Source organism: Caulobacter segnis (assembly GCF_029543125.1).
Lineage (GTDB): Bacteria > Pseudomonadota > Alphaproteobacteria > Caulobacterales > Caulobacteraceae > Caulobacter > Caulobacter segnis_D.
On sequence record NZ_JARQWW010000001.1, the window covers coordinates 305,075 to 317,326 of the forward strand.

The window sequence follows — 12,252 nt, forward strand, 5'->3', positions numbered from 1 at the left end:
TGACGCATCACCTGTTCAGCGAACAAGGCTCCGCGCATCGACATTCACTGCCTCGATCGGCTGTCCGCGACACCGGTCGTCCGTACGCAGAGCATTGCAGGCCGCAGCGGCGCCGTCCGGCAGCCGTACGAAGTAGCCCCCGGCGAAGCGCGGGTCGGGCCGCATGTAGTCGGTGGAGATGTACTGCGCGCCGCTGGCGAAGGCGGCGTTGCGGCGGCGCGGGTCATTGGCGCGCGCCTCCCAGGTGTCGGCGTCAGCACGGGTGCGCACGACGAAGCCGGCTTTCACGGCGGCCTTGATGCGCGCCTGTTCGGCGATGGGGTCGTTGAGTGTCAGATAGGCGGCGGCGGGGGACGTCTCGTCCGTGTTCACGAACATGGCGCGGCCTTCCAGCGACCGGCGCCCGCCGCGATAGACGGCGACCTTCTCCGGGCTCTCATCAAGGGCGAAGAACACCTTGCCCCGCGCCGCGCCGAGGGTCGGCCAGCCGCCGGCCAGAACCGCATCACGCAGGGTCGCCTTCTTGCCCTGGACCTGATCAGGGGTGATCAGCTCGGCTTCCGAAAAGACCGAGCGGATCTCTGCGTCCAGAGCGTCGAACGCCTTGGCGTCATAGGCTGGCGCGACCACGCCGCCGGGCAGGTTCGGCCCGCCCTCCTTGGCGTTGATCATGATCAGGATCGGCGCGTGGGTGGGGTTCGCCTTGGACCAGGCGCGGACTTCGCCCAGGCAGGCGACGAAGGTCAGACAGGTGGAGCGGAAGTCCACGTCCTGCATGTGCAGAACCTTGTAGCCGGGCCTCGCCATGACCGCGGCGACGGCGGGCGACAGCGTCTCCTCCTTGCCCAGCGCCGTCTTCGGATGGGCGTACAGACCGCCGGCCGGATCCCGGGCCACGTCGATTTCAAGCTGGCGCGCGCCGCCGTCCAACTGCTGCGTCAGAGGGAGATGGCCGTAGTCGATGCCCAGAGCGCGCTGACCGCCGGCGGCGACCATGGCCGCCAGTTCGGCCGGCGGAAGGTGCTGCTTGTAGCTGTTGTGGGTGCCGACCGCGACGAGGTCGTTGAGCTTCAGCCCCTGCTCCATCCGGCCGCGCACGCAGGCGTCCTCGGTCGATGCCGGCGTGCAGGAAATGGCGGACGCCGCCGAGGCGGCGAGGAGGAAAGCAAGCATGGAGCCTCCGACTTTTGCGGCAGCTCTATTCCGCTTTCACGACAGCACTGCGTCAGCGCGGCCTAGGCGACGAAGCGCTCACGCGTCTCCTGCAGCGGGGCGTGCGCCGCTCCCTGCTCCAGGGTGAAGCGTTCGACCATGGTGCTCAGGCCGACAGCCTGCTGGTCCAGGGCGCGGGTGGCCGAGGCGCTCTGCTCGACCATGGCGGCGTTCTGCTGGATGACCTGATCCATCTGGTTCATGGCCTTGTTGACCTGCTCCAGGGCGGTGGACTGCTCCACGGCCGAATGGGCGATCTCCTGAACGAGGTTGGAGATCTCGCCCACCTTGCCGACAATGGCGGCCAGGGCCTCGCCGGTCTGGCCGACCAGGGCGACGCCGTTCTCCACCTGCTGGCCGGATCCGCCCACCAGGGCCTTGATCTCCTTGGCCGCCTGGGCGGAACGCTGGGCCAGGGCCCGCACTTCGGAGGCGACCACGGCGAAGCCCTTGCCCGCATCACCGGCGCGGGCGGCCTCCACGCCGGCGTTCAGGGCCAGCAGGTTGGTCTGGAAGGCGATCTCGTCGATCACGCCGATGATCTGGCCGATCTCCTGCGAGGACTCGGCGATCAGGCCCATGGCGGCCACGGCGCGCTTGACCACCTGGCCGCTGCGCTCGGCGTCTTCACGGGCCTGGATGACCACGCCGGTCACCTGTTCGGCGCCCTGGGCGGTGCGGCTGACCGTGGCGGTGATCTGGTCGAGGGCGGCGGCGGTCTCTTCCAGGGTCGCGGCCTGATGCTCGGTGCGCTGCGACAGGTCGTCGGAGGCGCGGGCGATCTCCAGCGAACCGGTGCGCACGGCGCCGGCGGCGCCGGCCAGGCCGCGGATCGTGGTCTCCAGCTGGGCTACGGCGGCGTTGAAGTCTTCTTTCAGCTCACGGTACTCGGCCGCCACTTCCTCGGTCAGGCGGACGGACAGGTCGCCCTCGGCCAGCTTGGCCAGTTCACCGGCCATGGCGTCGACCAGCTTCTTCTGCTCGCGCCCCGCGGCCTCGAAGGCGGCTTCGGTCTCGCGCAGGCGACGGTCCACATCGCGGTGAACCTCGGCGGCCTGAGCTTCAAGCCGCGAGCGGGCCAGGCCGTTCTCGCGGAAGACCTCGACGCTGCGGGCCATCTCGCCGATCTCGTCGCGGCGGTTCGCGCCGGGAATGGTCACGTCGAACTCGCCCGAGGCCAGCCGACGCATGGTCGCCGACATGCCGCCCATGGCCGAGATCACCAGACGCTCGAAATAGATGGCGCCGAGGATCACCCCGATCACGGTGCCCACACCGACGGCGATGCTGACACCGTCAGCGATGCGCAGAATGGCGTCCGCACGGGCTCCCGCGCCCGCCACCATATGCAGCAGAGCGACGTTCAACGCCGCCAGCGCAAGCATGGCCACCATCCCCATGAACCAGGAGACGCGCATCCGCGACTTGATCGTCCGCAGCATCAGATGAGCTCCGCTCATAAACAGAAGCTCCACCGCTAAGACTGAGTCGTTTATGGCGCATTGATATGGATCAGTATTCTTTCGCGGCTTAGCGCCGCGCTTCGAACGCCATGCGGACGGCGAGACCTCCGAGCACCGTGCCCATGATCCAGCGCTGCACCTTGGCCCAGGTCGGTCGGGCCGCCAGGAACGCGGCCACGCCGCCGGCCGCGTACACCACCATCCCGTTCACCGAGACGCTGACGATGATCTGGGTCGATCCCAGAAACAGGCTCTGGCCCAGCACATTTCCATGCTCCGGGCGGATGAACTGCGGCAGCAGCGACATGTAGAGGACGGCGAGCTTGGGGTTCAGCAGGCTGGTGGTCAGCCCCATGCCGAACAGCCGCGCCGGTCGATGGGCCGGCAGTCGCCGGACCTGGAACGGCGACACCGCGCCGGGCTTGGGTGCGTTCCAGGCCAGCCACGCCAAATAGGCCGCCCCACCAAAGCGCAGGATGTCGTAGGCGATCGGCACCGCCATGATCACCGCCGTGATCCCGGCCGCGGTCAGCGTCATGTAGACGAAGAAGCCGAGCCCCACCCCGCCGAGGGAGATAAACCCCGCCGCGCGGCCCTGGCTGATGGAGCGGGACAGCAGATAGAGCATGTTGGGCCCCGGCGTGCAGGCCATGCCGAATGTCACCAGGGCGAACGCCGCCCAATCCTTGAACTCAACCATCGCCATCCCCCGAAACCGCAGCCACGGTTAGGGCTTCGAACACGCCGGAAGCAAGTGCGCGCAAGAATTCGCCATATCCGCCGGCTGGAAGTGATTACTCCACAAGCGGGAAGACAGATTCCGCATCAACCGCCAAGGTCGCCTCGGCACAAGGGGACCGTTTCATGAGCCAGACCGCACCGCGCCTGGACCGCCGCAGCCTGATCCGGATGGGCGCCGCCTTGGGCGGACTTCAGGCCTTGGGCGGCTGCGCGACCGTGGCGTCCCAGCCGACGTCACTTCTGATGCCCGCGCCCGGCCTCGCTCCCGTTCGGGCGCGACCGGAGAACATCTTCAACATCACCGTCTGTTCGCGGCCGTTCCGCGCCGCCGGTCCGCGGCTGGATGCGGAGACGGTGGGCGACAAGCTGGTGGTCCATAATTACGGCCACGGCGGCAGCGGCTGGTCCCTGTCCTGGGGCTCGGCCGAGATCGTCGTCGGCAAGGCGTTGGCCGGCGGCGAGAAGGATATCGCCGTCATCGGCTGCGGCGCCATGGGCCTGACCGCCGCCATCACCGCCCAGCGCGCCGGCGCACGAGTGACCATCTACGCCAAGGAGCTGATGCCGGACGTTCGCTCCGCCCGCGCCACCGGTGTGTGGTCGCCGGATTCGCGCATCGCCCTGAGCAGCCAGGCGCCCGCCGGCTTCGACGTCCTGTGGGAGCAGATGTGCCGCCGGTCGTGGAAGACCTATGCCCGCTATCTGGGCGTCGACGGCGAGCCGGTGAGCTGGACCGACCGCTATGTCCTGTCCGACAAGCCCTTCGCGCCCTCGGCTGATCCCATGGGCTTCGCGCATTACGAGCGCATGGTCCCGGACCTGACGCCGCGCCCGCAGACCTTGGCGCCCGGCGAGCACCCCTTCCGCGTCGCTCACGCCCGGCGCGTGCCGACCCTGATGTTCAATGTGATGGAGCTGGGACGCACCTTGATGGGCGACTTCCTGGTCGCCGGCGGCAGGCTGGAGGTCATGGACTTCAAGAGCCCCGCCGACCTCGCCGCCCTGAAGCAGAAGGTGGTCATCAACTGCACCGGCTATGGCGCGCGGGCGTTGTGGAAGGACGAGACGGTCACGCCGGTGCGCGGTCAGCTCGCCTGGCTGCCGGCCCAGCCCGAGGTGACCTATGGCCTTTATTACCGCCACGTCTCCATGCTGGCCCGCCGCGACGGCATCATCCTCCAGCAGACGGGAGCCGATGAAAGCTACGGCTACGGGATCGAGGACGAACGGCCAGACCGGGCGGAGGCGGAGGCCGCCATCCGCACCATCGCGGCGTTGTTCGCAAAGGCCTAGGCGGGACGACGGGCGCGGAGGGCCTGGGCGATGGTGCCGTCGTCCAGCCAGTCGAGGTCGCCGCCCACCGGCACGCCGCGCGCCAGGGACGTGACGCTGGCGCCGGAGGGACCGAGACGCTCGGCCAGATAGTGAGCCGTGGTCTGGCCGTCGACCGTGGCCGGCAGAGCCAGGATCACCTCACGCACAGAACCGCCGGTGGAGCGATCCACCAGTTCACGCACGCGCAACGCCTCGGGCCCGACGCCGTCGAGCGCCGACAGCAGGCCGCCAAGCACATGGTAGCGCCCGCGGAAAGCGCCGGCCCGCTCCATGGCCCACAGGGCGCCCACATCCTCGACCACGCAGATCAGGGTCTGGTCCCGCGCGGTGTCGGCGCAGACGGCGCAGGGGTCCGTGGTGTCCAGCGCCCCGCAGACGCCGCAGGTCTTCACCCGATCGCGCGCGGCGGCCAGGGCGTCGGCCAGGGGAGCGAGCAGTTGGTCGCGCCGCTTCAACAGGGCCAGAGTGGCCCGCCGGGCCGAACGCGGTCCCAGACCCGGCAGCTTGGACAGCAGGGCGATGAGGCGCTCGATCTCGGGTCCGGCGGAAGCGGCCATCAGCGAGCCCTCTCCTCCCCCGTATGACGGGGGAAGGAGACCATGCGCAGCATGGTGGAGGGGGCGCGACTGGGCTTAGAGGAAGCGGTCGCCCCCTCCACCGCTTCGCGGTCCCCCTCCCCCGCACGCTTCGCTACGGGGGAGGAGAAACACATCAGAACTTCAGACCCGGGATGCCGCCCATCATGCCGGCCATGGGACCGGCGGCGGCGCGCATCATCTCGGCCTGCTGGGCGTCTAGGGTCTTCTTGGCGTTGGCATGGGCGGCGACGATCAGGTCGGACACGACCTCGCCTTCGCCCGGCGCCATCAGGCTCTCGTCGATCTTGATGCCGACCAGTTCACCGCCGCCCTTCAGGGTGACCGTGACCATGCCGCCGCCCGAGGTCCCCTCGGCGGTCAGTTCGGCCATCTTCTCCTGGGCTTCGGCCAGCTTGGCCTGCATCGCCTGGGCCTGCTTCATCAGGCCGCCAAGATCTTTCACGCTCTACTCCTCGTCGTCTTCGATGGGGTCCGCGGCCGGCAGGGCCTCGACCACAGGGGGCGCGACACGCACGCCGACAATCTCCGCTCCCGGGAACGCCTGCATGACGGCGCGCACAAAGGGATCGGCCTCGATCTCCGCGCGGGTCTCCCGCTCCTCGCGCTTCTCCCGCTCCCAGGCGCTCTCGGCCCCGCCGCCGCCGTCGGTGGCGATCAGCCAGTGCTGGCCGGTCCAGTCCTTCATGGCGCGGGCCAGACGGCCGGCCAGGTTGGCCGGCGCGCCGGGGGCCGGTTCGTACTCGATGACGCCCGGGCGCACGTTGATGGGCCGCACGAACCGCTGGACGTCGAGCTTCAGCCCGATGTCGCGCTTGGCGTCGATCAGGCGGACCACATCCTCGAAGCTGGCGATGACCGGCGCCGCCTGCTGGGCGGACTGAGGCATGGCGACGCCCTGGGCGACCACGCCGCCTCCGCCGCCGGCGGCCATGCCGCCCCCACCGCCGCCGCCGCCCGGCCCGCCGCCGATGGGCGAGCCCTCGCGAATGGCCTTCAGCGCCTCTTCAGGTCCTGGCAGCTCGGCGGCGTAGGTCAGGCGGATGATCGCCATCTCGGCGGCGGCCGGCGCGTCGGGCGCGCGGCGCACCTCGTCATGCGCCTTGAGCAGCATCTGCCACAGGCGCGACAGAACTCCGGCGGAGACGTTGGCCCCGATGGCGGCCAGGCGCGCGGCCTGCTCCTTGGGCAGGGACAGGGCGTCCGGCCCCAGGGCCTTGGCCACGGACGAGCCGTGGCAATGCTCCAGCAGGTCGAGCATGACCACCGCCGGATCGGCGCCGAAGCCCCACAGGGTGCGGAAGGTCTCCAGCGCCGGGCCGACCTCGCCGCGCATGACGTGTTCGAACAGGGCGATGGTCTGGGCGCGGTCCGCCAGACCCAGCATATCGCGGACCACGGCGGCGGTGACCGTCTGGCCCCGCTCGGCCTGGACAATGGCTTGGTCCAGCAAGGACAGGCCGTCACGCACCGAACCCTCGGCGGCGCGGGAGATCAGGGCCAGGCCGTCAGCCTCGACCATCGCGCCTTCCTGCTTGGCGATGCGCGCGAAATGTGCGCTCAGCACGTCCGGCTCCACGCGGCGCAGGTCGAAGCGCTGGCACCGCGACAGGATCGTCACCGGGACCTTGCGGATCTCGGTGGTGGCGAAAATGAACTTGGCGTGCGGCGGCGGCTCCTCAAGCGTCTTCAGCAGCGCGTTGAACGCCGCCGTCGACAGCATGTGGACTTCGTCGATGATGTAGACCTTGTACCGCGCCTCGACCGGAGCGTAGCGAACCCCGTCGAGAAGCTCGCGCATCTCGTCGACCTTGGTGCGGCTGGCGGCGTCAAGCTCCAGCACGTCCATGTGCCGGCCTTCGATGATGGCGCGGCAATGGCGCCCCTCGACGCTCAGGTCGACCGAGGGGGCGTGGACGGTGTCGCTCTCGAAGTTCAGGGCGCGCGCCAGCAGGCGGGCGGTGGTCGTCTTGCCGACCCCCCGCACGCCGGTCAGCATGAAGGCGTGGGCGATCCGGCCGGTGGCGAAGGCGTTGGCCAGGGTGCGGACCATGGCCTCCTGGCCGATCAGGTCCTCGAAATTGCGCGGGCGGTACTTGCGCGCCAGCACGGTGTAGGCAGCCGACGGCTCTTCCGACACGGCCAAGGGCGCCTGCTCGGCGGCTGGAGCCGGCGCGGCGGCGGGCGCACCGCCGAAGATGTCGGCGGTGTTCTCGTCGCGCTCGGGAACCTCGTCCGGCTCGAAAGGCGTGTCGTCGTCGATCAAAAGGCGTCCTCGACTCAGGCGTGGCCCGAGTTAGTCGGAAATATCCAACGCAATCTAGGACATCACACCCCGCATCCGAAAGGATGGCGGCGTCCGTTAGCCAAACATTTTGGGGAAAGGTGAAGCCGGCGCGACCCGGAGCGAAACTCGTTGTGGCTGCTGCCTTCCGGCCCTGACCAGATTGGCGAGGCGTCCGCCCGCGCCGACTTCGAGCGCTATATCGCTCCGCCGAGCCGATTTCGCAAGCACGACCGCGCTTGACCGGCCAACGCGGGTCAGCGACGAAAGCCGTCATGCCGCTTCCCACACCGATCAACACCTTCGCCGGAAACCCTCTGGACCGCGCCAGCGAACGGCGCGGCGACGAAGCCTGGGTGGCCGAGAAACTGGCCGACCCGACCTCCCTGGGCCTGGCCCTGTGGAACGGCAAGCCGTTGGTTGAGGACATCGAAGGCGGCAAGGGCGTGCAGATCGCCTACTTCCCCGCCGATCTCGCCAAGGAGATGGCCGGCGGCGACGAACAATTGCTGTTCATGGGCCTGTGGAAGGAGACCGCCGTCTTCGCCGTCGATCTGGACGGCATCGGCGATCCCGCCACCAACAGCGGGCTTCAAGGCATCGGCCGGTTCGAGGAGCTGCGCGCGGTCGCGCCGCAACTGCCCGCCGCCGACGCCGGCATCCTGGCCACCGCGAAGGCCATGTTCGAATGGCGCCGCCGCCATCGCTGGTGCTCGGCCTGCGGCCAGCCGTCCAAGGTCGCCGACGGCGGCTGGAAGCGCATCTGCCCCGCCTGCGAGACCGAACACTTCCCGCGCACCGACCCGGTGGTGATCATGCTGGCGGTGCATGGCGACAAGTGCCTGCTGGGCCGTCAGTCCGGCTGGCCCAAGGGGATGCATTCGGCCCTCGCAGGCTTCCTGGAGCCCGGGGAGACGATCGAGGAGGCCTGCGCCCGGGAGCTGGACGAAGAGGCTGGGCTGAAGGCGACCTCGGTCCGCTATCACTCGACCCAGCCCTGGCCCTATCCGTCGTCGCTGATGATCGGCCTCATCGCGGAGGTCGACAGCGACCAAGCGGCCCCTGACCAGACAGAGTTGGAATCCGTCCGATGGTTCACCCGCGAGGAGGCCGGCGCCCTTATCCGGGGCGAGATCAAGGACGCGTTCGCGCCGCCGCCGCTCGCCATCGCGCATCAACTGCTGAAAGCGTGGTCGGAAGGCTTCTGAGACGCAACGCCCTGTAGCGTAAACGACCACGAATCGCCGACCTTCGTTTCGACGCGGGGACGATGGCGCACATGACGACGACTGGGGAAAACGGCGCGGCGCCAAAGGGGACGCCGGTCCGGCACGTGGCCGCCGTGGTGGCCGGCAACGCGCTCGAGTTCTACGACTTCCTGACCTACGCTTTCTTCGCGGCGCAGATCGGGCGGACCTTCTTTCCCTCCACCGATCCGACCAGCAGCCTGCTGGCGTCCCTGGCGACCTTCGGCGCGGGCTTCCTGACACGGCCGATCGGCGCGCTGGTCATCGGCCGCCTGGCGGATCGCGCGGGACGCAAGCCCGCCATGCTGCTGACCTTCAGCCTCATGGGGGCGGCCATGGTGGGGATCGCCCTGACGCCGTCCTTCGCGGTGATCGGCGTCGCGGCTCCGGTCATCGTGATCGCTCTGCGCCTGCTGCAGGGGTTCGCCCTGGGCGGAGAGCTGGGATCGAGCACCGCCTATCTCGCCGAGGCCGCCCCGCCTCGTCGCCGCGGCCTCTACATATCGCTCCAGTACATGGGCCAGGACGTGGCCATCCTGATCGCCGGATGCCTGGGCGTGGTCCTGTCGAACCTGATGACGCCGGCGGATCTGGACGCCTGGGGCTGGCGGGTCGCCTTCCTGGCCGGCGCGGTGATCGTCCCTCTTGGTCTGATCCTGCGCCGCTCGCTGGAGGAGACCCTCAATGCGCCAGAACAGGCGCCGACCGCCGTCACCACCGGCCGGGACTATCGCCGCGTCGCCGTGCTGGCCCTGGCGATCCTGTCCAGCGCCACGGTGGCCTCCTACCTGCTCAGCTACCTGACCACCTACGCCAACTCGACCCTAGGCATGCCCGCCAGCCTGGCCTTCGGGGCGACGGTGGCGACGGGCCTGGCCGGCACGGTGTTCGACCCGGTGGGCGGCGCCCTGTCCGACCGGTTCGGCCGCAAGCCGGTGATGGTCGGATCCTGGACCATGCTGACCCTGCTGGTGCTGCCGGTGTTCTGGCTGGTGGAGCAGGCGCGTACGCCGTTGGTGCTCTATGGCGGCGGCGCCCTGCTGACCATCGCCTTCGTGATCGGGGCCTCAGCCGCCCTGGCCGGCATCACCGAGGCCCTGCCCAAGCGCTCGCGCGCGGGCAGCCTGGCGATCATCTATGCGGTGTCGACCGCCGTGTTCGGCGGCGTCACCCAGGTGTCGGCCGCCTGGCTCACCAAGCTGATCGGCAGCCCCATGGCCCCGGCCTGGCTGATGATGACCGCATCGGTGATCGCCCTGAGCGCCGCCCTCGGCCTGCGGGAGACGGCGCCCGCCAAGGCCGCCTAGACCAGGGCCAGGACTTCCCGCGCCGTGATCACGATCAGCGCGATGGTCGACAGCGAGAACAGGGCGAAACGGGCCATGACCAGATTGACCGTGCCCTGCACCAGGCTGTGCGCCACCCGCAGGCCCACATAGCTCCAAGCCAGACCGATGTTCAGGGCGTCGGCGTGACCGGCGAGATGCACATAGACCGCCAACGCATAGAAGATCGTCGGCTGCTCCATGAGGTGGTTGTAGTTATCGGCCACCTGCCGGACCCCGTCGGGCAACACCGACAGCGAGCCGGGGAAACGCGCGCTTTGCGGCTCGATCCGCGCCTTCTGCATGGCCGGAATACGTGTGGCGTACATCCACAGCCAGACGGCCAGCGACCAAGCCGTCAGAGCCAGTATCGGAGTCAGGATCGAATTCATCGGACGCCCTCCCAAGCGTTGTTTTCAGCAACCTTAGGAGAGAACGCCGCTCTGTAAAGCTTAGGTCAAACCCGGTCGCGGAAGGGGTCCGCCGGGAAGACACCCAGGATCTCGAACTTCTCGGAGAAGAAGCGCAGCTCCTCGAAGGCCAGGGCCAGGCCGCGATCTTCCGGACGGGCGTCCACCTCGGCGTAGAAGGTCGTGGCGGTGAAGGCCCCGTCCTCCATGTAGCTTTCCAGCTTGGTCATGTTGACGCCGTTGGTCGCGAAGCCGCCCATGGCCTTGTAGAGGGCTGCGGGCAGGTTGCGGACGCGGAACACGAAGCTGGTGATGCAGCGGGTGGTGAACGGCGGCGCCGGCGGGTTCGCGTCGGCGGTCATCACCAGGAAGCGGGTGGTGTTGGTGCGCTCGTCCTCGATGTCCTTCATCAGGATGTCGAGGCCGTAGATCTCCGCCGCCAAGGCTGGGGCGATTGCGGCCCGGGTCGGATCGGGGTTCTGCGCGAGGGCGCGGGCGGCGCCGGCGGTGTCGCCGAAGCCTTCGGTGCTCACGCCCAGCTTCTTCAGGCTCTTTCGGCACTGGCTGAGGGCGATGGGCATGGAGACCACCGTCTTGATCTGCTCCAGCTTCACGCCCTTGTTGGCCATCAGCTGGAAGCGGATCGGCTTGAACCGCTCGCCGATGATCTTCAGGCCCGAAGACGGCAGCAGGTGATGCACGTCGGCGACGCGGCCCGCGATCGAGTTCTCGACCGGGATCATGCCCAACTCGCAGGCGCCTGACTTGATGGCGTCGAAGGCTTCCTCGAACGTGGCGCAGGGCGAGGCCTCATAGCCCGGAAAATAGGTGCGGCAGGCCTCGTGGCTGTTGGCTCCGGGTTCGCCCTGGAAGGCGATCTTGGGCATCACGCTCATGAGTTTGTCCTGTCAGCGAAGGCTCGGGCCGCGGCCAGGTCGGCCGGGGTGTCGACGGAGATAGGCGCGTCATCGGCGACGGCGGCCCAGATGGAGAGACCCAGCTCCAGCGCGCGCAGCTGCTCCAGCTTCTCGCGCTGCTCCAGAGGCGAGGGCGCGGCGGCGTGGAAGGCCTTCAGCGCGGCGATCCGATAACCGTAGATGCCGATGTGCCGCCACACAGGCGCGTCGCCATAGAGGGTGGAGCGGGTGAAATAGAGCGCTCGGCCACCCTGTCCGCCGGGGTTCATGGACAGCACCGCCTTGACCACGTCCGGATTGGACCGATCGCCAGACGAGGCCTCCGGCGCGACCACTGTGGCGATGTCGCAGGCGGGCTGAGTCTCAAGCAGACGCGCGCACGCCCCGACCACCCCGGGTTCGACGAACGGCATGTCGCCCTGAAGGTTGATCACCACGTCATGGCGGCCTTCTGGATCGAGCTCCGCGAGGGCGGCGAGGATACGGTCCGAACCCGACGGCAGAGCCGGATCGGTCAGCACCGCGCGGCCGCCCGCGGCGTCCACCGCCGCGACGATTTCAGGGTCGCCTGCGGCCACGGCCACGGGCCCCACGCCCGCCGCCTCGGCCTGGCGCAGCACGCGGACGATCATCGGCAAACCGCCGATATCGGCCAACGGCTTCCCCGGAAGCCGGGTGGCGGCGAGGCGCGCGGGGATGAGAACGATGGGATTCATGATCAC

12 protein-coding genes and 1 other RNA gene are annotated in these 12,252 nt (G+C 69.0%); 3 read left to right on the plus strand and 10 right to left on the minus strand.

The genetic code is table 11. From position 1 onward, the window contains the following. Nucleotides 1-15 precede the first annotated feature (15 nt). The 3 genes from P7B02_RS01535 to P7B02_RS01545 all read right to left on the minus strand — a co-directional run bounded on the left by P7B02_RS01535 (nucleotide 16) and on the right by P7B02_RS01545 (nucleotide 3,375). Nucleotides 16-1,173 (minus strand): phosphatidylinositol-specific phospholipase C1-like protein, encoded by a 1,158-nt coding sequence (locus tag P7B02_RS01535; protein ID WP_277784537.1) that lies wholly within the window; start codon nucleotides 1,171-1,173, stop codon nucleotides 16-18. 62 nt (nucleotides 1,174-1,235) lie between these two features. Then, complete coding sequence (locus P7B02_RS01540; RefSeq protein ID WP_277784538.1) at nucleotides 1,236-2,654, minus strand: methyl-accepting chemotaxis protein; 1,419 nt, start codon at nucleotides 2,652-2,654, stop codon at nucleotides 1,236-1,238. Between the two features lie 88 nt (nucleotides 2,655-2,742). After that, nucleotides 2,743-3,375, minus strand: coding sequence for a LysE family translocator (locus P7B02_RS01545; protein ID WP_277784539.1), 633 nt, complete (start codon nucleotides 3,373-3,375; stop codon nucleotides 2,743-2,745). A 164-nt stretch (nucleotides 3,376-3,539) separates the two neighbouring features. On the opposite strand from P7B02_RS01545, the gene P7B02_RS01550 reads away from it, so the two are divergent. After that, nucleotides 3,540-4,709 carry an FAD-dependent oxidoreductase gene (locus tag P7B02_RS01550; protein ID WP_277784540.1) on the plus strand — a complete coding sequence of 390 codons (1,170 nt, stop codon included), beginning with the start codon at nucleotides 3,540-3,542 and terminating at the stop codon, nucleotides 4,707-4,709. Here the strand turns inward: P7B02_RS01550 and recR are convergent. The 4 genes from recR to ffs all read right to left on the minus strand — a co-directional run bounded on the left by recR (nucleotide 4,706) and on the right by ffs (nucleotide 7,825). Beyond that, nucleotides 4,706-5,308 (minus strand): recombination mediator RecR, encoded by a 603-nt coding sequence (gene recR / locus P7B02_RS01555; protein WP_277784541.1) that lies wholly within the window; start codon nucleotides 5,306-5,308, stop codon nucleotides 4,706-4,708. The genes P7B02_RS01550 and recR overlap by 4 nt on opposite strands. Before the next feature lie 154 nt (nucleotides 5,309-5,462). After that, the gene (locus tag P7B02_RS01560) at nucleotides 5,463-5,792 is read right to left on the minus strand and encodes a YbaB/EbfC family nucleoid-associated protein (RefSeq protein ID WP_277784542.1); all 330 of its coding nucleotides are present in this window, start codon (nucleotides 5,790-5,792) and stop codon (nucleotides 5,463-5,465) included. A gap of 3 nt (nucleotides 5,793-5,795) precedes the next feature. Continuing rightward, nucleotides 5,796-7,613, minus strand: a complete 1,818-nt coding sequence (locus P7B02_RS01565) for a DNA polymerase III subunit gamma/tau (RefSeq protein WP_277784543.1) — start codon at nucleotides 7,611-7,613, stop codon at nucleotides 5,796-5,798. Between the two features lie 116 nt (nucleotides 7,614-7,729). Continuing rightward, an RNA gene (gene ffs, locus P7B02_RS01570) (signal recognition particle sRNA small type) lies at nucleotides 7,730-7,825 on the minus strand. An 81-nt stretch (nucleotides 7,826-7,906) separates the two neighbouring features. Here ffs and nudC point away from each other — a divergent pair. Together nudC and P7B02_RS01580 are read left to right on the plus strand one after the other, a co-directional pair. After that, nucleotides 7,907-8,839, plus strand: coding sequence for an NAD(+) diphosphatase (nudC, locus tag P7B02_RS01575; RefSeq protein WP_277784544.1), 933 nt, complete (start codon nucleotides 7,907-7,909; stop codon nucleotides 8,837-8,839). A gap of 71 nt (nucleotides 8,840-8,910) precedes the next feature. Continuing rightward, complete coding sequence (locus tag P7B02_RS01580) at nucleotides 8,911-10,185, plus strand: MFS transporter (protein WP_277784545.1); 1,275 nt, start codon at nucleotides 8,911-8,913, stop codon at nucleotides 10,183-10,185. Here P7B02_RS01580 and P7B02_RS01585 read toward each other — a convergent pair. From P7B02_RS01585 to P7B02_RS01595, 3 genes are all read right to left on the minus strand, one after another. Next, on the minus strand, nucleotides 10,182-10,595 hold the full coding sequence (locus tag P7B02_RS01585) for an MAPEG family protein (protein ID WP_277784546.1): 414 nt from the start codon (nucleotides 10,593-10,595) through the stop codon (nucleotides 10,182-10,184). The genes P7B02_RS01580 and P7B02_RS01585 overlap by 4 nt on opposite strands. Nucleotides 10,596-10,660: 65 nt before the next feature. Further along, complete coding sequence (locus tag P7B02_RS01590; RefSeq protein WP_277784547.1) at nucleotides 10,661-11,509, minus strand: prephenate dehydratase; 849 nt, start codon at nucleotides 11,507-11,509, stop codon at nucleotides 10,661-10,663. Further along, a complete protein-coding gene (locus P7B02_RS01595) occupies nucleotides 11,506-12,246 on the minus strand; it encodes a 3-deoxy-manno-octulosonate cytidylyltransferase (protein ID WP_277784548.1) in 741 nt (246 codons plus the stop codon). Before P7B02_RS01595 ends, P7B02_RS01590 begins: the two co-directional genes overlap by 4 nt. Nucleotides 12,247-12,252 lie beyond the last annotated feature (6 nt).